General features: G+C 59.7%; 14 protein-coding genes. 8 read left to right on the top strand and 6 right to left on the bottom strand.

The features are described from left to right. Positions 1–288 precede the first annotated feature (288 nt). The 3 genes from EJA71_RS04605 (at position 289) to EJA71_RS04595 (ending at position 2855) form a co-directional block, all read left to right on the top strand. Positions 289–519 (top strand): hypothetical protein, encoded by a 231-nt coding sequence (locus tag EJA71_RS04605; protein WP_008077586.1) that lies wholly within the window; start codon positions 289–291, stop codon positions 517–519. Beyond that, positions 516–818 (top strand): cell division protein ZapA, encoded by a 303-nt coding sequence (locus EJA71_RS04600; RefSeq protein WP_158954693.1) that lies wholly within the window; start codon positions 516–518, stop codon positions 816–818. The genes EJA71_RS04605 and EJA71_RS04600 overlap by 4 nt, the downstream gene beginning before the upstream one ends. Positions 819–917: 99 nt before the next feature. Beyond that, entirely contained in the window at positions 918–2855 is a 1938-nt protein-coding gene (locus EJA71_RS04595) for a methyl-accepting chemotaxis protein (protein ID WP_158954691.1), read from the top strand. Positions 2856–2997: 142 nt separating this feature from the next. Here the strand turns inward: EJA71_RS04595 and EJA71_RS04590 are convergent, their stop codons facing one another. Both EJA71_RS04590 and putA read right to left on the bottom strand, forming a co-directional pair. Continuing rightward, on the bottom strand, positions 2998–4800 hold the full coding sequence (locus tag EJA71_RS04590) for an acyl-CoA dehydrogenase (RefSeq protein ID WP_158954689.1): 1803 nt from the start codon (positions 4798–4800) through the stop codon (positions 2998–3000). Between the two features lie 259 nt (positions 4801–5059). Then, positions 5060–9013 (bottom strand): trifunctional transcriptional regulator/proline dehydrogenase/L-glutamate gamma-semialdehyde dehydrogenase, encoded by a 3954-nt coding sequence (gene putA / locus EJA71_RS04585; RefSeq protein ID WP_158954687.1) that lies wholly within the window; start codon positions 9011–9013, stop codon positions 5060–5062. Between the two features lie 458 nt (positions 9014–9471). On the opposite strand from putA, the gene putP reads away from it, so the two are divergent. The 5 genes from putP (at position 9472) to EJA71_RS04560 (ending at position 15687) form a co-directional block, all read left to right on the top strand. Continuing rightward, positions 9472–10956, top strand: a complete 1485-nt coding sequence (gene putP, locus EJA71_RS04580) for a sodium/proline symporter PutP (protein ID WP_158954685.1) — start codon at positions 9472–9474, stop codon at positions 10954–10956. A 351-nt stretch (positions 10957–11307) separates the two neighbouring features. Then, positions 11308–13323, top strand: coding sequence for a type VI secretion system tip protein VgrG (locus EJA71_RS04575; RefSeq protein ID WP_158954683.1), 2016 nt, complete (start codon positions 11308–11310; stop codon positions 13321–13323). Next, entirely contained in the window at positions 13313–14017 is a 705-nt protein-coding gene (locus tag EJA71_RS04570) for a DUF4123 domain-containing protein (protein WP_158954681.1), read from the top strand. The genes EJA71_RS04575 and EJA71_RS04570 overlap by 11 nt, the downstream gene beginning before the upstream one ends. Before the next feature lie 335 nt (positions 14018–14352). Further along, positions 14353–14673 (top strand): hypothetical protein, encoded by a 321-nt coding sequence (locus EJA71_RS04565; RefSeq protein WP_158954679.1) that lies wholly within the window; start codon positions 14353–14355, stop codon positions 14671–14673. Positions 14674–14847: 174 nt separating this feature from the next. Then, a complete protein-coding gene (locus EJA71_RS04560; RefSeq protein ID WP_158954677.1) occupies positions 14848–15687 on the top strand; it encodes a 23S rRNA (adenine(2030)-N(6))-methyltransferase RlmJ in 840 nt (279 codons plus the stop codon). A gap of 164 nt (positions 15688–15851) precedes the next feature. Here the strand turns inward: EJA71_RS04560 and msrA are convergent, their stop codons facing one another. The 4 genes from msrA to EJA71_RS04540 all read right to left on the bottom strand — a co-directional run. Further along, complete coding sequence (gene msrA, locus EJA71_RS04555) at positions 15852–16517, bottom strand: peptide-methionine (S)-S-oxide reductase MsrA (protein WP_158954675.1); 666 nt, start codon at positions 16515–16517, stop codon at positions 15852–15854. Between the two features lie 184 nt (positions 16518–16701). Next, entirely contained in the window at positions 16702–19398 is a 2697-nt protein-coding gene (locus EJA71_RS04550) for a bifunctional diguanylate cyclase/phosphodiesterase (protein WP_158954673.1), read from the bottom strand. A 240-nt stretch (positions 19399–19638) separates the two neighbouring features. Continuing rightward, the gene (locus tag EJA71_RS04545) at positions 19639–21036 is read right to left on the bottom strand and encodes an alkaline phosphatase D family protein (RefSeq protein WP_158954671.1); all 1398 of its coding nucleotides are present in this window, start codon (positions 21034–21036) and stop codon (positions 19639–19641) included. 280 nt (positions 21037–21316) lie between these two features. Continuing rightward, the coding region (locus tag EJA71_RS04540) for a 2-oxo acid dehydrogenase subunit E2 (protein ID WP_178113652.1) at positions 21317–22289 on the bottom strand (973 nt) is incomplete at its 5' end.

Raw genomic sequence — 22289 nt, 5'->3', positions numbered from 1 at the left:
CGAAGGGACATGGACTGGATACCGAGAAGGGCCGCGTCCATGCGGGCTGAAACTGCTGTTGGATGACTTATCGGTCGGGCCAATGAACTCTTTAGTTCATGTGCGCATTTGTCGCAGCGGCCGTCCGGCGACGAAGTGCAGGAACAAGATCGGCAAATCACAGTCTTTTAAACTCGCGAGAACGGTCGCCCACCAGGAAAATCAAGGCCTTGCGCCGGTTTAACCCTGGCATCTGTGGTGACTTTTCTTTATCGTACGCGCCCTTTGAAAAACGCCTGGAAGATCAAAATGTTGGAAGCATCCCTCAGCCAATTGGAACAGCTCGTCAGCGACCTGGTGCAGCAAAACCAGACCCTCGCACAAACCAACCAGAACCTGTCCACGGAACTGGCTCAGGCCAAGGATGAAAACGAAAGCCTGCAACTGAACCTGATGGAGCAGGAAGAAAAGCACGGCGCCACCGCTGCACGCATTCAAGCCCTGGTTGATCGCGTCAATGCAGGTCCGGTCAGCGCATGAACCACCAGACAGCAGGGGTAAAAGTCATCTCCATTCTCGGGGAGGACTATTCGATCAAGGCACCGGCCGGGGAAGAACAGACCCTGCTGGACGCGGCACTGATGCTCAAAGCCGCGTTGGCCGACACCAAACGCAAATACCCGACGCTGATCGGTGACCGCTTGCTGGTGCTGGCCGCGATGAATCTGTGCTCGCAGCAGATCGAAATGAAGAAGCTGCATCAGGAAGAACTCGACCGTTACCAAGAGCAAGTCAGCGCCACGGTCGACACCATCGCCAAGACCATCAATCAGGGTTGATGGGGTTGCGCACAACCAAAGAATAGATTGTCGATCGGGTTGTATACAATCGGCACGGCTGTTGCATTGCTTCCGCCACTTATTCTTTGGGGGTGCTCCATGCAGTTGTGGCGACGCAGTATTCAATGGCAGCTGATTCTCAGCATGGGCACCGCCCTGCTGGTCAGCATTCTGATCGTGGTTGGCATTTATACCCTGGTGGTCAACCGCCTCGCCCAGAGCTATCTGGTCGAACAAGCCCTGCCGTCGAGCATCGAAGCGACGCGCAACGACATCGAACGCATCCTCGTCCAGCCGCTTACCGCCGCCAAAGACATTGCCAGCAACACCATGGTCCGCGACTGGCTGGCCTCGGGAGAGGACGGCAGCAAAACGGCTGGCTTCGCGCAGTATCTGGAAGGCATCCGCGCCGAACACAAAGCGTTTACTGCGTTGATCATCGGCACTGAATCCAATCATTACATCACCGAAAAAGGCCTGGATCGCACCCTCAGCCGTTCCAAACCGGCCGATGCCTGGTTCTATTCTTTCCTCGACAGCAATCAGCCGCGCACCCTGAACATCGACAACGACGGGGCCACCGGAGAGTTGGCATTGTTCATCGACCTGAAGGTCGAGCAGGCCGGCAAAGTGGTCGGCGTGGCGGGGCTCGGGCTGAGCATGAAAGAGCTGTCGGAGCTGATCCACAACTTCAGCTTTGGTGAGCGCGGCAAGGTCTATCTGGTGCGTTCCGACGGTTTGATTCAGGTGCATCCCGAGGCGCAATTCAGTGGTAAACGCACGCTTACGGAGCAGATAGGTGCCTCAGCTGCACAGACTGTCCTCGGTCAAAAAAATGCCGTCAGCAGCAACTTCCAGCGGGACGGAGAAGACTTTCTCGCCTTCAGCCTGCCTTTGCGCGATTTAGGCTGGACCCTGGTGGCCGAAGTACCGCAGTCGCAGATCTACGCCGAAGCGCGCAAAGCGATGTGGATGAGCGGCGGCATCGGTCTGGCCGTGGCGCTGGTGTGCCTCGCCTTGGTGGTGTGGCTGGCACAAGGTCTGGTGCGACCGATTCGCCAAGTAACAGCGGCGCTGGTAGCAATCGGTAGCGGTGGTGGAGATTTGACCCACCGGTTAGATTCCAGCCGCGCCGATGAGTTGGGCGACCTCGCTCGCGGCTTCAACCGTTTCCTCGACAGTCAGCGCGGGATGATCGGCGAAGTGTTGACCACCAGCGAACGTCTGCGCACCGCCGTGGGGCAAGTGGCGAAAGTGGTGGAGAACACCGCCGAGCGTTCCGGCCGTCAGCAGGAAATGACCGACATGGTCGCCACGGCCGTCCACGAGATGGGCCTGACCGTGCAGGAAATCGCGCAGAACGCCGGCAACGCCGCACTCGCCTCGCAAACCGCGCGGGATGAAGCGATGCAGGCGCGGGAAGTGGTCGGTGGCTCGATTCGGCATATTGAAAGCATGTCCGATGAAATTGGCGTGGCGGCGGGCGCGGTGGGTGAGTTGGCGCATCAAGTGGCGTCGATCGACTCGGTGTTGGCGGTGATTCGCGGGGTGTCCGAGCAGACCAACCTGTTGGCGCTCAACGCTGCTATTGAAGCGGCACGGGCTGGTGACATGGGCCGAGGTTTCGCCGTCGTCGCGGATGAAGTGCGCACGTTGGCGCGCCGCACCCAGGCATCCACTGACGAGATTCAACAGATGATCGGCAGCCTCAAGCAAGGCGCGGAAAACGCCGTGTCGTCGATGCGCACCGGTCAGGCTGCGACGGGCACCGGGGTTGAGTCGAGTCAGCGCACCGGGGCGTCGTTGACGGCGATTACCGGGCAGGTTGAACGTATCAGCGACATGAACCACCAAGTGGCGACAGCGACGGAAGAGCAGTCGGCGGTGACCGAAGAGATCAACCGCAATGTGCAGGGCATTTCCGATCTGGCGCGGGCAACGGCGGGGGAGGTTCGGGCGTGTCGGGAGGATTGTCAGATGTTGCAGAAGTTGGCGGATGATTTGGCGCGGCAGATGGGTGGGTTCAAGTTGAGTTGATGTGTCGTCAGTTCGGGCCCCTTCGCGGGCAAGCCCGCTCCCACAGGTATTGCGGCGGTTCATATGATGTGTGAACACCACCGAACCCTGTGGGAGCGGGCTTGCCCGCGAAGACGGCATCAGCCACTACGCATGATTCGGATCAGAACCACGCATCCTGCATCGCCAGGCACGTATCATCCCGCGCCTCCAGCAACGCCAGTTCATGGTGGCAACCCGGCACTTCCCACGTCAGGAAATACCGCGCCGCCTGCAACTTGCCTTTATAGAAATCAGCATCCGCCGCATTGCCCTTGGCCAACCCTTCCTCGGCGCGAATCGCCTGTTCCAGCCAGCGCCAGCCGATCGCCGTGTGCCCGAACACTTTCAGGTACAACGCCGAATTCGCCAGGCTGCTGTTGACCTTGCCTTGCCCCAGATCGGTCAGCAAACCAATGGTCACCGTTTGCAGGCGTGCCACCAGTTGCTCTAGCGGCTCACGCAACGCCGTCAGCGATTCGTACGCCGTTGCGCGCTCAGCGGTGTTGGCGATCAGACGAATCAGTTGCTTGAGCCCCGCGCCACCGTTCTGCGCCAGTTTGCGCCCGAGCAAGTCCAGCGACTGAATGCCGTGAGTGCCTTCGTGGATCGGGTTCAAGCGGTTGTCGCGGTAGTACTGTTCCACCGGGTATTCGCGGGTGTAACCGTGACCACCAAGAATCTGGATCGCCAGTTCGTTGGCTTTCAGGCAGAACTCCGAGGGCCAGGATTTGACGATGGGGGTCAGCAGATCCAGCAACTCGTGGGCTTGTTTGCGCTCGGCTTCGGTTTCCAGTGTGGTGGTGTCATCGAACAGCCGCGCCGCATACAAGCCGAGGTCAAAAGCACCTTCGACGTAGGATTTTTGCGTCAGCAGCATGCGTCTGACGTCCGCGTGCTGAATGATCGCCACTGGCGCGGTGCTGGGGTCTTTGCTGTCGGGTACGCGACCCTGCGGACGCTCGCGAGCGTACTCCAGCGAATACAGGTAGGCGGCATAACCAAGCATTACCGCGCCCATGCCGACGCCGATCCGCGCCTCGTTCATCATCTGGAACATGTAGCTCAAGCCATGATGCGGCTTGCCTACCAGATAGCCGACACACTCGCCATTATCGCCGAAGTTCAGCGCTGTGGAGGTGGTGCCGCGCCAGCCCATCTTGTGGAACAGCCCGGCCAGCAGCACGTCATTGCGCTCACCGAGGCTGCCGTCATCGTTGACCAGAAACTTCGGCACGATGAACAGCGAAATGCCTTTCACTCCTGGCGGCGCGTCCGGCAGTTTGGCCAAGACCATGTGCACGATGTTTTCCGAGAGCGGGTGATCGCCGCCGGAGATGAAGATCTTGTTGCCCTTGAGGCGATAGGTGCCGTCGGACGCTGGCTCGGCGCGTGTACGAATATCCGACAGCGACGAACCGGCATGCGGCTCGGTCAGCGCCATGGTGCCGAAGAAGCGTCCGTCGATCATTGGCTGCAAAAAGCGTTGCTTCTGCTCGTCAGTACCAAAGCTTTCAATCAGGTTCGCCGCGCCCATGGTCAGGAACGGGTACGAAGTCGAGGCCGCATTGGCCGATTGGAAATGCGCAAAACAGGCTTGCGACAGCAGCGTAGGAAGTTGCATGCCGCCGTCTTCGAAACTTCTCGCGGCGTTGAGGAATCCGGCCTCAAGAAAGGCATCCACCGCCGGTTTCACTTCGGGAATCAGAAGCGCCTTACCGTCTTCATAGCGCGGCTCGTTCTCGTCGCCCTTGCGGTTGTGCGGGGCGAAGTACTTTTCGGCGATGTTGCGCGCGGTGCCGATGGCGGCGTCGAAGGTCTCGCGGTTGTGTTCGGCAAAGCGCTCACGCCGGGTCAGGCCCTCGGCATCAAGGACTTCATACAGCTCGAAAGCCAGATTGCGGGAACTGAGCAGCGTCTCGGACATGGCGGCCTACCTGAAATTGGGGTTGGGCCGAGTCTAAGGCGTGCTGATACAGGCTGAACAGGAAGATTGATGGGCGTGATGTTAGAGCCGCGCGCCGACTTAACAAACACCCCAAAACACTGTGGGAGCTGGCTTGCCAGCGATGGCGGCAGATCAGTCAATATTAATGGTGACTGACACATCGCTATCGCTGGCAAGCCAGCTCCCACAGGGATTGTTGCTATGCCGGGCATCTATGCAGGTGCCCGGTTTATCGGTATTAGCCGATCGTCATCAGGCTGGCATTACCACCCGCCGCCGCAGTGTTAACGCTCAACGCCCGCTCAATCACCAGACGCTCCAGCGCAATGTTGGTCTCGCCCTGGGACAAGCCCTGAACCCCAACAATCGCACCGGCACGCTTGGCAATCTGCTGGCAAACGCCGCGCAACTGGTCGGAGTGGCCGTGATGCAGAACCGCATCAAATACCACGTCGTCCTTGTTCCAGTCGGCAACCAGTTTGATCCGCGCCTGAATTTCCTTCGGCAAGCGTGCGAACAATGCCTTGCTGATGTCGGACTCTGGCCACACTGCCGAACCGCCTACGGCCAATACCGCAGCCAGTTGGGTCAGCAGATCACCTTCAACTTCCGCCAGGCACAGCACATGCTCACGCGGCAGGATCGCGTAGCTGTTTTTCTCACCGGTCGGGCCGGCCAGCACGCGGGTGATGCCGCTTTGCGATTGCGCCGCGTACTGCACGCACAGCGTGCTCAGGTCAGCGTATTTGTTGCTTTCAGCCCAGGCTTTCAGGGCGTTCAGCGGCTTGCTCATGGCGTCGCGCAAACGAACGTCCGGGGCGATAACGGCATCACCACGAGCGAAGGATTGTTCGATGGCATCGGTAGGACGTGTCGCCAGCAAACGGTACAGGTACAGCGGGCCACCGGCTTTCGGGCCAGTACCCGACAGGCCTTCGCCGCCGAACGGCTGCACGCCGACCACGGCACCGACGATGTTGCGGTTGACGTAGACGTTACCGGCGTTGACGTTGTCGATCACCTTGGCGATGGTCTCGTCAATGCGGGTGTGCACGCCCAGCGTCAGGCCATAACCGGAAGCATTGATCTGGCCGATCAGTTGGTCGATCTCTTTGCGCTTGTAGCGCACCACGTGCAGCACCGGGCCGAAGATCTCGCGTTGCAGCTCGTCGAAGCTTTCCAGCTCGATCAGGGTCGGCATGACGAAGGTGCCGCGTTTGACTTCTTCGGTATCGGCGATAGCCACTTGATACACGGTGCGACCTTTGTCGCGCATGCCCTGGATGTGCTTGTCGATGCCAGCCTTGGCCTCGGCGTCGATCACCGGGCCGATGTCCACGGACAGGCGCTCCGGGTTGCCGAGACGGCTTTCGGCCATGGCACCTTTGAGCATTTCGATGACGCGATCAGCGGAATCTTCCTGCAGGCACAGTACCCGCAGCGCCGAGCAACGCTGACCCGCGCTGTCGAAGGCCGACGACACCACGTCGATCACGACTTGTTCGGTCAATGCCGAGGAGTCGACGATCATTGCGTTCTGGCCACCGGTTTCGGCGATCAGCGGAATCGGACGGCCCTGGCTGTCGAGACGGCCAGCGATGTTGCGTTGCAGCAGGCGCGCGACTTCGGTGGAACCGGTGAACATCACGCCTTTGACGCGCTCATCACCGACCAGACCAGCGCCGACGGTTTCACCGCGACCCGGCAGCAATTGCAGCACGCCTTCCGGGATCCCGGCTTCGAGCAGCAAGCGCACGGCCTGAGCGGCGACCAGCGGAGTTTGCTCAGCCGGTTTGGCCAATACCGGGTTACCGGCAGCCAGTGCGGCGGCGACTTGGCCGCTGAAGATTGCCAGCGGGAAGTTCCACGGGCTGATGCACACCACCGGACCCAGAGGGCGGTGGGCGTCGTTGCTGAAATCGTTGCGCGCCTGCACCGCGTAATAACGCAGGAAGTCGACCGCTTCGCGGACTTCGGCGATGGCGTTGGCGTAGGTCTTGCCGGCTTCACGAGCCAACAGGCCCATCAGCGGCTGGATCTCGCCTTCCATCAAGTCAGCGGCACGTTCCAGAATCGCCGCACGTTCGGCCGGCGGGGTGGCCTGCCAGATCGGTGCAGCGTTCAGTGCGCATTGAATCGCGTTGTCGACGTCTTCGACGGTGGCTTCCTGCACGTGACCGACCACATCACGGTGATCCGACGGGTTCAGAACGGCTGCCGGTGTTTCGTTGCTGGAGGCGCAACCGAGCATCGGCGCGGCTTTCCAGTCGGTGTGCGCGGTGGCGAGCAAGGCGCAGGACAGCGAAGCCAGACGATGTTCGTTGGCCATGTCGATGCCGCTAGAGTTGGCGCGCTCAGCACCGTACAGGTCACGCGGCAACGGAATACGCGGGTGCGGCAGGCCGAAACCCCCTTCCACGGTTGCCATCTGCTCGATCTGCGCCACTGGATCGGCCACCAGTTCCTGAATCGAAATCGACTGGTCGGCGATACGGTTAACGAACGAAGTGTTCGCGCCGTTTTCCAGCAAGCGACGCACGAGGTACGCCAGCAGGGTTTCGTGAGTACCGACCGGAGCGTACACACGGCACGGACGGTTCAGCTTACCCTCGGAAACTTTGCCTACAACCTGCTCGTAGAGCGGTTCGCCCATGCCGTGCAGGCACTGGAATTCGTACTGCCCCGGGTAATAGTTCTGACCGGCAATGTGGTAAATGGCCGACAGGGTATGGGCGTTGTGCGTGGCGAACTGCGGGTAGATGACTTCCGGCACCGACAGCAGTTTGCGTGCGCAAGCGATGTAGGAAACGTCGGTGTACACCTTGCGGGTGTAGACCGGATAGCCTTCCAGGCCTTCGACCTGGGCGCGCTTGATTTCGCTGTCCCAGTACGCGCCTTTCACCAGACGGATCATCAGGCGATGACGGCTGCGACGGGCCAGATCGATCACGTAGTCGATCACATACGGGCAACGCTTCTGGTAAGCCTGGATAACGAAACCGATGCCGTTCCAGCCAGTCAGTTGCGGCTCGAAGCACAGGCGCTCCAGCAGATCCAGCGACAGTTCGAGACGGTCGGCTTCTTCGGCGTCGATGTTCAGGCCGATATCGTATTGCTTAGCCAGCAGGGTCAGCGACAGCAGGCGCGGGTACAACTCGTCCATCACACGCTCGTACTGCGCGCGGCTGTAACGCGGGTGCAGTGCCGAGAGCTTGATGGAGATGCCCGGGCCTTCATAAATCCCACGACCGTGGGAGGCTTTGCCGATCGAGTGGATGGCTTGTTCGTACGACGCCAGGTACTTCTGCGCGTCGTGCTCGGTCAGCGCTGCTTCACCGAGCATGTCGTAGGAATAACGGAAACCCTTGGCTTCGAACTTGCTCGCGTTGGCCAGGGCTTCGGCGATGGTTTCGCCGGTGACGAACTGCTCGCCCATCAGGCGCATAGCCATGTCGACGCCCTTGCGAATCATCGGCTCGCCGCTCTTGCCGATGATGCGGCTCAAGGACGACGTCAGGCCGGCTTCGTTGTGCGTCGAGACCAGTTTGCCGGTCAGCAGCAGGCCCCAAGTGGCCGCGTTGACGAACAGCGACGGGCTGTTGCCCAAGTGCGGGTGCCAGTTGCCGGTGCTGATCTTGTCGCGGATCAGCGCATCGCGAGTGCCCTTGTCCGGGATACGCAGCAGCGCTTCGGCCAGGCACATCAGCGCCACGCCTTCCTGGGACGACAGGGAAAATTCCTGCAGCAGACCCTGAACAATGCCTGCACGACCGCCGGCACTTTTCTGGTTGCGCAGTTTTTCCGCGATGGAAGCGGCGAGCTTGTTGGTGGCTTCGGCCATCGGTGCTGGCAGGCGAGCCTGCTCGATCAGCATCGGCACGACTTCCGGCTCCGGGCGACGGTAAGCGGCGGTGATCGAGGCGCGCAGAACGGATTGCGGCAGGATGCTTTCAGCGAATTCGAGGAAGCATTGGTGGGCGTGATCGGTGTGGACTTCGCCCGCCTCATCGGCGTCCTTGGCGGTCAAACCGTTCAGCTCGGTCAGGGTTGCACCACCCTCGAGTTTTTCCAGGTAATTGAAAATTGCCTGCTTGATCAGCCAGTGCGGCGTGCGATCAATCGAGGTTGCGGCAGCCTTCAGGCGCTCGCGGGTCGGGTCATCGAGTTTGACCCCAAGGGTGGTGGTAGCCATATTTTTATCCTCATGGTTGCCACAGTTGCGTGGCATCAGCTGGCCGCAAGATTAGCCGTGCGCTGAACGAGGTGCAACCGGGTGCAACCCTTTTTTTGTCGGAATAATAGGCAGCTCGTCAGGAATTATTTTCTGGTACGAGAGTGCTGCTCCTGCTTGGTGCTTTTGCTTCTAGCAAAGGGCCATGACTGCCACAAAAGGGAGCAAAAACGCGGTGATTGTCGATAAATCCGACTAGGTGCAACTAATTCTCACGAAACTGGTTGCACCTTATTTGATTTGTTGCATAGCATTCGCGCCCAAGGTGCAACCGGAAATAATCCGGCGCACCGGCTGATGGCTTTCCTGGGGAAACATCAGTCCTAAATGCGCGGGATTCCGGATCGTCTGCCAAACGTCGTCGTTTGCGAGCGGTTCACCACCGCCGCTACATAAAAACAAAGCCAGGGCGTAACTCAATGAGCGTAAGCAATCCAACCCTGATCACGTTCGTGATCTACATCGCAGCAATGGTGCTGATCGGCTTGATGGCCTATCGCTCCACCAACAACCTTTCTGACTATATTCTCGGTGGTCGCAGCCTCGGCAGCGTCGTCACCGCGCTGTCTGCCGGTGCCTCCGACATGAGCGGCTGGTTGTTGATGGGCCTGCCGGGCGCCATCTACATGTCCGGTCTGTCCGAAAGCTGGATCGCCATCGGTCTGGTCATCGGTGCCTACCTGAACTGGCTGTTCGTTGCCGGCCGTCTGCGCGTGCAGACCGAGCACAACGGCGACGCCCTGACTTTGCCGGACTATTTCGCCAGCCGTTTTGAAGACAAAAGCGGTCTGCTGCGGATCATTTCGGCGATCGTGATTCTGGTGTTCTTCACCATCTACTGCGCTTCCGGCATCGTGGCCGGTGCCCGTCTGTTCGAAAGCACCTTCGGCATGTCCTACGAGACCGCGCTGTGGGCCGGTGCTGCGGCGACGATTGCCTACACCTTTATCGGTGGTTTCCTGGCCGTGAGCTGGACCGACACCGTACAAGCGACACTGATGATTTTCGCGCTGATCCTCACGCCGATCATCGTCCTGCTGGCTACCGGCGGCGTCGACACCACGTTCCTCGCCATCGAAGCACAAGATCCAAGCAACTTCGACATGCTTAAAGGCACCACTTTCATCGGCATCATCTCGCTGATGGGCTGGGGTCTGGGCTACTTCGGTCAGCCGCACATCCTCGCGCGTTTCATGGCGGCGGACTCGGTGAAGTCGATTGCCAAGGCACGTCGCATCTCCATGACCTGGATGATCCTGTGCCTGGGCGGCACCGTGGCAGTGGGCTTCTTCGGTATCGCTTACTTCTCGGCGCACCCGGAAGTGGCGGGTGCAGTCACCGAGAACCCTGAGCGTGTGTTCATCGAACTGGCCAAGATTCTCTTCAACCCATGGGTTGCCGGTGTCCTGCTGTCGGCCATTCTGGCTGCCGTCATGAGCACCCTGAGCTGCCAGTTGCTGGTGTGCTCGAGCGCCCTGACCGAAGACTTCTACAAAACCTTCCTGCGTAAATCCGCTTCCCAGGTCGAACTGGTGTGGGTTGGCCGCGCGATGGTTCTGCTGGTTGCCCTGATCGCCATTGGCCTGGCCGCCAACCCGGAAAACCGCGTGCTGGGCCTGGTGTCCTACGCCTGGGCTGGTTTCGGTGCTGCGTTCGGTCCGGTTGTACTGATCTCGGTTATCTGGAAAGACATGACCCGCAACGGCGCACTGGCCGGCATCATCGTCGGTGCAGTCACCGTGGTGGTCTGGAAGCATTTCGAACTGCTGGGTCTGTACGAAATCATCCCGGGCTTCATCTTCGCCAGCCTGGCGATCTACTTTGTCAGCAAGGCGGGCGAACCGACTCGCGGCATGGTCGAACGCTTCGAAGCAGCGGAAAAAGATTTCAATCTGAACAAGTAATGCGCTGAGCTTCGGCTCACACGAAAACGGCCCGTTTCCTACAAGGAGGCGGGCCGTTTTTTTGTGCCTGTGATTTCTTGCGGACACTGGAGAAACCTGTGGGAGCTGGCTTGCCAGCGATGGCGGTGCATCAGTCAATGAATAAGTTGAATGTGCCGACCTCATCGCTGGCAAGCCAGCTCCCACAGGGTTTTGTGGTGTTTGTTCGGATTTGTCTGTAGTCGAAGGCGCCGGTTTTTGCAGGGTTTTTCGACAATAGAAGTAGGGCAAATCTGATTTTTCCATCACCCACTCATCAGCGCTTGCCCCTCATGCAGAATCGCCCGCCCTCACACTGCAGAGAGACATCGGATGTTCGCGCCTGCCAATCAACCGCGTTTCACGTTGACCCTCGAAGGCGCCCAGCATGACCTCAAAGTCCTTGAGTTCACGGGCAAGGAAGCCATCAGCCAACCGTTTCGTTTCGAGCTGGAACTGGTCAGTGAGCGTCCTGATCTGGATCTCGAAAGCCTGCTGCATTGTCAGGCGTTTCTGAGTTTCGACGCCGACGGTTCCGGCGTTCACGGTCAGATTTATCAGGTCGGGCAGGGCGATTCCGGGAAACGTCTGACGCGTTATCACCTCAGCCTTGTCCCGCGTCTGACGTACCTCGCGCACCGCATCAATCAGCGGATTTTCCAGCATTTGACGGTTCCACAGATTGTTGCGCAGGTGCTCAAGGATCACTCCATCCTGCGCGATGCTTTTGAATTCCGTCTCGGCAGTGAATACCCACCACGTGAATATTGCGTGCAGTACGCCGAGAGTGATCTGGCGTTCATTCAGCGGCTGTGTGCCGAGGTCGGCATTCATTACCACTTCCAGCACAGCCCCGAAGCACATGTATTGGTGTTCGGCGATGATCAGACGGTGTTTCCTCGCCTCGCCGAGCCGACGTTGTATTTGCCGGGCAGCGGCATGGCCGGTGGCGCGCCGGCGATCAAGCGTTTCAATGTTCGCGTGGAAACCCGCACCAGCGTGGTGACCCGGCGTGACTACAACTTCATCAAGCCGCGACTGCAATTGGAAAGCCGTGTCGACGGCGAGCAGCGCCCGGTGCTGGAGGACTATCACTTCCCCGGCCAATTCAACGATCGTGAAACCGGCAAGCACCTCGCGCACAGAGCGCTTGAGCGACATGTCGCCGATTACCGTCAGGCAGAAGGCATCAGCGACGAATCCGCACTGGTTTGCGGACATTTCCTGCAATTGATCGACCATCCGCGTAACGACTGGAACGACCTGTGGCTGCTGACCACGGTCGAACACCACGGCCGACAGCCGCAAGTGCTGGAGGAATCGGTCACCAGTGATGGGGAAGGATTCCAGGGTTACCGTAATACCTTTCGCGCCACTCCGTGGGCGGTGTTCTTTCGTCCGGCGCTGGGGCGGGAAAAACCGCGCATGCTCGGTTATCAGCCAGCGGTCGTCACCGGCCCGAACGATTCCGAAATCCACTGCGACGAGTATGGCCGGGTCAAGGTGCAACTGGCCTGGGATCGCGACGGTGAGTTGAACGAACATTCCAGTTGCTGGCTGCGCGTCGCCAGCGGTTGGGCCCATGATCGTTACGGCAGCGTGTTGATTCCACGGGTCGGCATGGAAGTGCTGGTCGGTTTCATCGATGCCGATGCCGACAAACCTTTAGTCATGGGTTGCCTGCCCAACGCCGCGACACCGGTGCCGCTGGATCTGCCGGCGGACAAGACCCGCAGCATTTTCCGCAGTCAGAGCAGCCCCGGCGGTGGCGGCTACAACGAGTTGCGCATCGAGGACAAGAAAGGCGCCGAGGAAATCTACCTGCGCGCCCAGCGCAACTGGACGCAGCATGTGTTGAACGACCAACAGGTGCAGGTCGACAACCAGCGCAGCATCGTCGTTACCGGCACCGCGCGACATGAATTGAAAGCCGATGAACAACGCATCACCCATGGTCAGCGGCAGACCGAAGTGAAGCAGGATGATCATCTGACGGTGGCCGGCGATCAGCATATTCGCGTGAGCAGCCAGGCGCTCAACGCCAGTGCGCAAATCCATCTCAGTGCCGGCCAGCAAGTGGTGATCGATGGCGGCGCGAGTGCAACGATTCAGGCCGGCGGGCAGTGGATCAACATCGGTCCGGGCGGGATTTTCAGCAGCGTGCCGATTGTCGTCGGTGGTGCGCCGATGGCCGCGATGAGTGCGGCGCCGGTGGTGCCGGGGTTGCCGGAGAAGCTGGCCGCTGCGCCGGCGGCCATGCTCACCGCCGCACAAATCATGAGTCTTAAAAGCGACGCGCCGTTCTGCGAAGAGTGTGAGCGTTGCAAGGACGGTGTTTGTGCAGCCTGATGTTCTCGACCCCCGCGTGTGGCTGGCGCAGGAACCGCTGAAACCGACAGAGCAACTGTTCGCGATCTTCAGTAATGCCAGCGACGCCAACCCTGTGCTGGGCTCGCCGAGTCCGATCTGGGCGGAGACGATCTACGCCGAGTGGGATGCGGTGATGCCCTTTGTGGGAATTGTCGCTGCCGACAGTGAGTTTCTCGATTGGGTGGCGACCAGCGAGTCGCGGGACTGGGGTTGGCTGGCGGTCTCTACGGCAACGCTTGAAGAGGTGGTGGCGCACTTTCGCAGCCTGACTCAAGTGCTGATGCCGGACGGTAAAACGGTGTTTTTTCGCTTCTGGGACGGGCGGTTTATGTTGCCGATTATGCAGTCCGATGAAGTGGATGCGGCGCAGATATTCCCGGTGATTGCGCGTTGCTTGATCAATGGTCAGGCCTTGCAAATCGGTGGAAGGGCGCAGGTATCTGCGCGGACATTCCCTTGGTGGCAAGTACCGGAATCGCTGCTGGCGCAGCAGGGCGATGAGGTTCGAACGGCCAATGCGATGCAGTGGTTGAGCGAAGAAGCACCGGGTGTGTTCGAGGCGTTCCCCGAGGCGGTTTTGCGCTGCAAGGTCAGGCGGTTTTTTCAGGAGGCAATGTCGGAAGAATCCTCGCATTCGGTATTGTTGGCGTTTTTGCTGGCAGAGTCAGAGTGAGTTTTCGGGGCGAAGGTCTCGGACGATTCCTTCGAGTTGCGGCGGTTTTCATGAACTGGTGGGCGATGGGTTGCAGGGATAGTCTTTTGGTTGTCACTGCGAGAGTGGAGGCGGGTGTAGGAACCCTGACAAATTCACCGTGCATCAACGACGACGTTTGATTACGGCACTTAAATTCGTGCCCGTAATATCTTTCGCGGCGGCTGTGCGCGGGAACGCTTCGGCGTAGCTGAGTTTGGTGGGTTTCTCAGTTTCCTACTCTCGCGTACGGCTGCCACCCAAACCTGTAGGAAGGTCATTGGCAGGCTCATTTAACCTATTGAGGTGCAATTGATATGGCGACGCTTAAACCCGATCCACCTTACGAAAAAATCATTCCCCATCCCGACAACCGCTTCATGGCCCTGACCGGCAATTGCAGCGACATGCCCACCCTGTTCGTCGACACCCACGTGCCCCTCGACATCCTTATGGACGCCGCCAACTACCGCATCCGCGCCGTGGTCCAGGTCCTGGAAAACATGTGCATGCGCGGCTCGGTCGAATGCGACTCCATCATCCTCAGCGACTTCGCCATGCTCTGCGCAATCCCCCTGCGCGACGGCTGTGATGTGCTCGATGTCATCGGCAAACGCCTGAGCAGCATGCCCGCCTGAAAAAGCAAAAGATCGCAGCCTGCGGCAGCTCCTACATGGGGCACGCGCTGCCGATAGATGATCGTTCCCACGCAGAGCGAGGGAACGATCAGTGCACGGGAAAGCCGCTCGGCTGCGAACCCCTGACTTGCCGCGCGGTAAAAGGTAAACTTTGCGCCCTTCGCAGGAGCAGCCATGAATTATCGTCACGCCTTCCATGCCGGCAATCACGCCGATGTGTTCAAACACCTGACCTTGACCCGCCTCATCGCCCTGATGTCGCGCAAGGAGCAGCCGTTTGCCTATCTCGACACGCACGCCGGCATCGGTCTGTATGACTTGCAGGGCGATCAGGCCAATCGCACCGGCGAGTACCTGGAAGGCATCGCGCGCTTGTGGGATCAGCCGGACTTGCCGGTGCTGACCGCCGACTACATGAAGGTGCTGCACGAGATGAACCCGGATGGCCAGTTGCGCTATTACCCGGGCTCGCCGGAGCTGGCGCGGCGTCTGACCCGGCCGCAGGATCGGGTGATGCTCAACGAGAAGCACCCGGAAGACGGCGTCCTGCTCAAGGACAACATGGCCGGTGATCGTCGGGTCAAGGTGCATCTGGGCGAGGGCTGGCACGTCGCCCGGGCGATGTTGCCGGTGCAGGAGAAGCGTGCGGTGATGTTGATCGACCCGCCGTTCGAACAGCTCGACGAGATGCAGCGTTGCGCGGCGTCGTTAAAAGAGGCGATTGGCCGGATGCGCCAGACCGTGGCGGCGATCTGGTATCCGGTGAAGGATCAGCGCGCGTTGCGGCGTTTCTATCAGGATTTGGCTGGCACGGGCGCGCCGAAGTTGCTGCGCGTGGAACTGCTGGTGCATCCGCTGGATACGCCGAACAGCCTGAACGGTTCGGGCATGGCGATTGCCAATCCGCCGTGGGGGCTGGAGGAAGAGTTGCGCGAGTTGCTGCCGTGGTTGTCGAAGAAGCTTGGGCAGACCCAGGGCGGCTGGCAGATGGACTGGTTGATTGCAGAGAGCTGATCAACGGCAAGATCAAAAGATCGCAGCCTGCGGCAGCTCCTACAGTGATCGTTCCCACGCTCTGCGTGGGAATGCCTCAATGGACGCTCTGCGTCTGCAGTTGGGACGCGGAGCGTCCCGGGCTGCATTCCCACGCAGAGCGTGGGAACGATCGGCCGGTGGGGTCAGTTACTCGCCAGACTCGGTGGCATGCACACGCCGGTGCCGCCAATCCCGCAGTAACCCTCAGGATTCTTCGCCAGGTACTGCTGGTGATACGCCTCGGCGAAGTACACGGTCGGTGCCTGTTCAATGACGGTGCTGATTTCACCCAGGCCTGCCTTCGACAGTTCAGCCTGATAGGTCGCTTTGCTCTTCAGCGCCGCGTCCAGATGCTCTGGCGAAGTCGCGTAGATCACCGAGCGGTACTGTGTGCCGATGTCATTGCCTTGGCGCATGCCCTGCGTCGGGTTGTGCAGTTCCCAGAACATCGCCAGCAGCTCTTCGTAGCTGACTTTGGCCTTGTCATACACCACCAGCACCACTTCAGCGTGGCCGGTCAGGCCCGAGCAGACTTCTTCGTAGGTCGGGTTCGGCGTGTAGCCGCCGGCGTAACCCACGACCGTGCTGACCACACCTTCACGCTGCCAGAAGCGGCGCTCGGCGCCCCAAAAGCAACCCAGTCCGAAGATCGCAAAATCAACGTCCTGGAAAAACGGGCCAAGCAATGGGGTTTCTTCGAAGACGAAGTGCTTTTCAGGCAGGGTCATCGCAGTTTCGCGGCCGGGCAGAGCTTGTTCTTTAGTCGGGAGCACGTTTTTGTTCACCAGAATTTCCGAGCGCAGAACCATGATCGTTCCTCTCAGTCAGGGTGGATGTAAAAAGTCAGACCGCCAGTGTGCCCAATGATGCCCGACTTCGCACTATCCAATGTAGGAGCTGCCGCAGGCTGCGATCTTTTGATCTTGTCTTTAAAAAACAGGATCAAAAGATCGCAGCCTTCGGCAGCTCCTACATGAGAGGGCGGCGGGGGGGTCAGAGGCAGAGCGGGCCGCGCGGGTAGCGCTTCAGCGCCTGGATCAGCTCGCCGCCGGGGATCGGCCGGTCGAACAGGTAGCCTTGGCCAACGTCGCAACGATGACGGCGCAGAAACGCCAGTTGCTCGGCGGTCTCGATGCCTTCGGCCACGACCTTGAGTTTCAGGTTGTGCGCCATGGCGATCACTGCGGAGGTGATTTCCATGTCGTCCTGGTTGTCGGGGATTTCGTGGATGAAGCTGCGATCGATCTTGATGATGTCGATCGGGAATTTCTTCAGATAGCTGAGCGACGAATAGCCGGTGCCGAAGTCGTCCATGGCCAGCGTCAGCCCGAGACGCTTGAGCTGATCGAGCTGCAAGTGGGTGTCTTCCGTGGCTTCCAGCAGCAGGCCTTCGGTCAGTTCCAGTTCGAGCAGGTGGGCCGGCAGCGCTTCTTCCTTGAGGATGTTGGCGATGGAAGCCACCAGATCAGGGTCGGAGAACTGTTTTGGCGACAGGTTGATCGCCACTTGCAGATTGCCCATACCGGCGGCGGTGAGCGATTTGCTCATGCGGCAGGCCTGACGCGCAATCCACTTGCCGATCGGAATGATCAGGCCGGTTTCTTCGGCCACGCTGATGAACTGGTCCGGGCGGATCATGCCGCGTTCCGGGTGGTTCCAGCGCAACAGCGCTTCCATCCCCAGCAAGCGACCGCTGCGCAGGCACAGCTTCGGCTGATAGAACACGTCCAGCTCGTTTTGGGTCAGGGCGCGGCGCAGGTTGTTCTCGACGAACAGCTTGTAGCTGGCCTCGGCGTTCAGCGCCTCGGTGAAGACTTGTACCTGATGTTTGCCGTTGGCCTTGGCTTTGTGCAGCGCCAAACCGGCGTTACGCATCAGGGTCTGCGGATCACGACCGTGCAGCGGCGCGCAGGCCAGGCCCACGGAGCCGGTGACGCTGATCAACTGGTTGTCGACGAACATCGGCTTGTCGAGGGTCGCCAGCAATTGGTTGGCGATTTTCTGACCAGTCGCAAGATCGGTCTCGTCAAGCAGCACGGCAAATTCGTTACTGGCGAAACGCGCGAGGCTGCCACTCGGGCTCAAGCTGTTGCGCAGACGCCGGGCCAGGCTGATCAGCAGTTTGTCGCCGGTCTGGTGGCCGAGGCTGTCGTTGATCCGCTTGAAGTTGTCGATGTCGACCAGCAGCAGGCTGATCGGGGTATCGCTATCCCGGGCGAAGCGTTCGTCCAGATTGCGGATAAACGCCGGGCGGTTGCCGAGGTTGGTCAAGTTGTCGGTGTAGGCCAGACGCTCGATGCGCTGCTGCGCCAGTTTGGTCTGGGTGATGTCTTCGTAGATGCCGATGTAATGCGTCAGCTCACGGTTGTCGCCATACACCTTGGAAATCGACAACTGGCCCCAGTACGGTTCGAGGTTCTTGCGGCGGCTCTTGAATTCGCCCTGCCAGCTGTTGCTCTTCGCCAGCGCCGAGGGCGCGTCGAACAGCAGTTCGCTGAGGTTTTCCAGAGCCGGCAGCTCGGACAAACGCTGACCGTGGACTTCCTCGGTGGTGTATTGGGTGATCGCGGTGAAGCTCGGATTGACGTACTCGACCACGCCGTCGCAGTTGACCAGCAAAAACGCGTTAGCGCTTTGCTCGACCGCGCGCTGGAACAGGTGCAGGGCGCTGGTGGCGGTGCGGCGGTTGTGATTGTTGATGACTTGTGCGAACTGGTCGGCCAGCTCACCGGCAAAGGCGATTTCATCGGACTGCCAGGCACGGGTGACGCCGGTCTGCTCAAGACACAGCACGCCGACCACCTGGCCGTCGACGCGAATACTGGCGTCGAGCATGGCGTTGACGTCGCGCGGGCGCAGGGCTTCGGCCATCTCGCGGGTGCGTGGGTCGCGCATCGCGTTGTGCGCATCGATGGCACGGCTGCTGTGCAGCGCTTCCATGTAATCGGGGAAAGTGCTGACGTCGATAACGTCCGGCAGTATGTATTCCTGGGTCGCGCGGTGATACGCCGAAATCGGCAGCAGTTGCTGGCCCTCGAGGTTCCACAGGCTGGCGCAGTCGATTTCGTAGATATCGCAGGCACAGCGGGTGATCAGCTCGGCCGCTTCCTGCAACGAATTGTGTGTGCTGTAGCGCTGACGGGCGAGCAGCAGAATCAGGTCTTGCTGGGCGCGCACGCGCTCTAGGTGCTGCAGTTGTTCCTGCTGGGCGCGCTGGTTCAGTTCGAGGGCGATTTGCAGGCGCGAGTTCTGGGTTTCCAGATCGACCGAGGGCGGCAGCGGCACGTCGGCGAACACGTCATCGACCGCCAGCAGATAGCCGCGCAGCAGATGCCGATTGTGTTGTTTGTAGGCTTCGCCGAGTTCGAGGATGCTCAAGGCGCCGGCCGGGGTGTGCAGGGTGTAACGCACCAGATAATGCGGGCTGACGGTCAGTTGTTGCTGGATCGCGTCGTGCAGTTGATACCGCGCTTCCGGTTCCATCAGGCTGGCGTAGGGTGAACCGACCAGCGCGCACAGCTCGACGGCCGGTTGGCCAAACTGGCGTTCGCAGTTGGGATCGAGAAAGAGCATCGCCCAACTGGCTTCATTCAAGCGCTCGAAACGCAGCATGCCGAGCCGCGAGGGCACAGGCAACTGCGTCACTACCTCGGCCGCCATACGGCTGGCGGCATCGGGTTGGCTCTTCATGAAGGGAACTCGCTTGGAAATATGCTGAACGCGCCGGGCTCTCGCCCTCTTAAACGTTGCCTGCGGCAAGGTTGCATCATTGCGGCACTGACTGACAAGAGAGATGAAGGCCAAGTGCTATAAGAATATGTCGGCTGCAGTGAACATTTCTCCAGCTAACGGCGAAAAGTAATGCCGCGAGCGTGGGAAAGTGCCGTTCCAGAGCGGTTGTGCAACGGAGCGGCTTTTTCCCGAAGTGGATTAGCGTAAAGGGATGGTGATTGATTGCAGCTGTTTGCCATCGCGGTCATGGTAATTGACCCGAATCTGCCCGGCCTCGACCAGCAGATAAGCGAAGTTGTCCTGGCTGACGACCTCGCTGGTCAATTGATGCGCATAGACGCCCGCCGCAGTGCGCACCAGCGGCTGATCAAGGATGAACGTCGACGCCCTGGCGTACGGCAACAGTTTGCTGTTGCACAACGGTGAAGAAACGATGGTGTGTACTTCGAAGTCTGGGTCTTCGCTGTGGCGCAGACGCGCGGTCAGCGAGCCATGCACATCGCCAGACACGAACAGCACATTCTTGATCCGGTGCGTGCGAATGGTTTCCAGCAGACGCAGACGCTGTTCCGGAAAGGCTTTCCACGCGTCATCGCCATGCAGTTTGCGATCCGGGTAGAACATCACGCTGGTGACCACGAATTTGACCCGCGCTGGACTGTTGATCAGCCACTTGAGTAACGCCTGTTCCTGCTCTTCATCGAGAATGCGCCGGTCATCCGCCGACAAGTTGCGCCGAGAACGACTGTCCGTCACAAACCATTCGATATCGCCGTCGCTGAATTGATACCAATAGTGGGCAAGTTTCGAACGGTCTATTGCGTTATTGTTTGTTAGTTCATGTGCCGGGCTGTGACTGGCCTGATACAACTCGTAGGCCGCCATGGCGTTGCGGTATAACGCTGCGTCGGACTTGGCGGCCTTGGCTGGCCAGTTATCTTCTATTTCATGATCGTCAAGAATCATGTAAGTCGAAGTTCCCGACATCAGTTTTTGAATGCCGGGCTGGGAGAACGCTGTGCGGTATTTGCTGAGTATGTCTTTGTATTCACGATCCGGTGCAATCACATTCAAGTCATCAACATAGATTTGATCGCCGGTCATCAATACTGCGCTGACCGGCGGTTGTGCACCTTCTATCAACTGATTGATGGAGGTGAAAATCCGGTCACCCAGGCGCGGCAGCGAGGCAATGCCGGCGGTCATGCGCAAATAGCGGCAGGAGCCGACAATGTAGGCGCGGGGCTGCATGGCTTTGCTCGAGCGCGTACGCAGGCGGTAGACCTCACGCGGCCATTGCAGGGGCAATTCGGCAACGCTGTCCGGGGTATGCACCGGATTCATAGGGCTGAACCAGCCAGCCTGGTATTCGTATTCAGTGTCGGCACTCAAGTTGTCGAGTACAAGAACTTCGGACATGTCTCGTAATTCGCTCAGTCGAGCAAATATGCCTCTCGACCATTGTTGTGTTCCGTACGGGCGATAGCGCACGGCGCCAAATACCGTTGCATTCTGTTGGTTGTCTCCGCGAATAAAAATACGTGCATGGTTAGTTGTGGTGTGGCCAATAATCGGGCCGACAGTCGGTTTTAACATATCGAATCCATTCGAATGGGAGTTGAATAAGTTTGTAGGCGCCCGCCAATAAGTTAGTTGGCGGTGCTGTGTAAAGATTAGTTGTGCGATGAATAAAAATATCGGGGTGAATTGGACTAGAGTCGTGGCCGATATCAGCGCGACGTGTGGGATAAATCTCTAATCAGTTTTCTTCGGGCAAAAAAAAGCCCCGTCAAACTGACGGGGTTGAGGTACGAGCGTGTGGCGCTCGAAAACGTGAAACACAAGCGGCCCGCCGTTGCCGGAGGGCCGCCTGGGATTACAGCAGGATGGTGCGGATGTCCGCCAGCAGGCTGCCCAGACGCTGGGTGAAGCGTGCGGCAGCGGCGCCATTGATCACACGGTGATCGTAGGACAGCGACAGCGGCAACATCAGTTTCGGCTGGAAGGATTTGCCGTCCCAGACTGGCTGGATGGTTGCCTTGGAAACACCGAGGATCGCCACTTCCGGCGCGTTGACGATCGGCGTGAAGCCGGTGCCGCCAATGTGGCCGAGGCTGGAAATGGTGAAGCAGGCGCCTTGCATGTCGTCAGCAGTCAGCTTCTTGTCGCGGGCTTTGGCGGCCAGCGCAGCGGCTTCGGCTGCCAGTTGCAACAGGCTCTTCTGGTCGACGTTCTTGATGACCGGTACCAACAGGCCATCCGGGGTGTCGACGGCGAAGCCGATGTTGACGTACTTCTTGCGGATGATCGCTTTGCCGCTTGGCGCCAGCGAACTGTTGAAGTCCGGCAGCTCCTTGAGCATGTGCGCGCACGACTTGAGCAGCAGCGGCAGGATGGTCAGCTTGACGCCGGCCTTCTCTGCAACGGCTTTCTGCGCCACGCGGAACGCTTCCAGCTCGGTGATATCAGCCGAATCGAACTGAGTCACGTGCGGAATGTTCAGCCAGCTGCGGTGCAGGCTCGACGCGCCGATCTGCATCAGGCGAGTCATCGGCACTTCTTCGATTTCGCCGAAACGGCTGAAATCGACGACCGGAATCGGCGGGATGCCCGCGCCACCGGTTGCGCCAGCAGCAGCGGCCGGTGCTTCCTTGGCCTTCTGCATCATCGCTTTGACGTAAGTCTGCACGTCTTCTTTCAGGATGCGACCGTGCGGGCCGCTGGCGCCGACAGCGTTCAGCTCGACGCCGAACTCACGGGCCAGTTGACGCACGGCTGGGCCGGCGTGAACTTTGGCGCCCGGTTTCGCTGGCGTAGCAGCCGGTGCGGCGGCTGGAGCGGCAGCAGGC

This window comes from Pseudomonas sp. PB106 (assembly GCF_009764645.1).
Classification (GTDB): domain Bacteria; phylum Pseudomonadota; class Gammaproteobacteria; order Pseudomonadales; family Pseudomonadaceae; genus Aquipseudomonas.
This window is presented reverse-complemented; position numbering and strand designations above follow the sequence as displayed.

Excerpts from the sequence above, each read along its gene's own strand:
- EJA71_RS04545 (WP_158954671.1), bottom strand. The coding sequence starts at position 21,036 with ATGTTAAAACCGACTGTCGGCCCGATTATTGGCCACACCACAACTAAC.
- putA (WP_158954687.1), bottom strand. The coding sequence starts at position 9,013 with ATGGCTACCACCACCCTTGGGGTCAAACTCGATGACCCGACCCGCGAG.
- EJA71_RS04565 (WP_158954679.1), top strand. The coding sequence starts at position 14,353 with ATGGCGACGCTTAAACCCGATCCACCTTACGAAAAAATCATTCCCCAT.
- EJA71_RS04575 (WP_158954683.1), top strand. The coding sequence starts at position 11,308 with ATGTTCGCGCCTGCCAATCAACCGCGTTTCACGTTGACCCTCGAAGGC.
- putP (WP_158954685.1), top strand. The coding sequence starts at position 9,472 with ATGAGCGTAAGCAATCCAACCCTGATCACGTTCGTGATCTACATCGCA.
- EJA71_RS04595 (WP_158954691.1), top strand. The coding sequence starts at position 918 with ATGCAGTTGTGGCGACGCAGTATTCAATGGCAGCTGATTCTCAGCATG.
- EJA71_RS04605 (WP_008077586.1), top strand. The coding sequence starts at position 289 with ATGTTGGAAGCATCCCTCAGCCAATTGGAACAGCTCGTCAGCGACCTG.
- EJA71_RS04550 (WP_158954673.1), bottom strand. The coding sequence starts at position 19,398 with ATGAAGAGCCAACCCGATGCCGCCAGCCGTATGGCGGCCGAGGTAGTG.
- msrA (WP_158954675.1), bottom strand. The coding sequence starts at position 16,517 with ATGGTTCTGCGCTCGGAAATTCTGGTGAACAAAAACGTGCTCCCGACT.
- EJA71_RS04590 (WP_158954689.1), bottom strand. The coding sequence starts at position 4,800 with ATGTCCGAGACGCTGCTCAGTTCCCGCAATCTGGCTTTCGAGCTGTAT.
- EJA71_RS04600 (WP_158954693.1), top strand. The coding sequence starts at position 516 with ATGAACCACCAGACAGCAGGGGTAAAAGTCATCTCCATTCTCGGGGAG.
- EJA71_RS04560 (WP_158954677.1), top strand. The coding sequence starts at position 14,848 with ATGAATTATCGTCACGCCTTCCATGCCGGCAATCACGCCGATGTGTTC.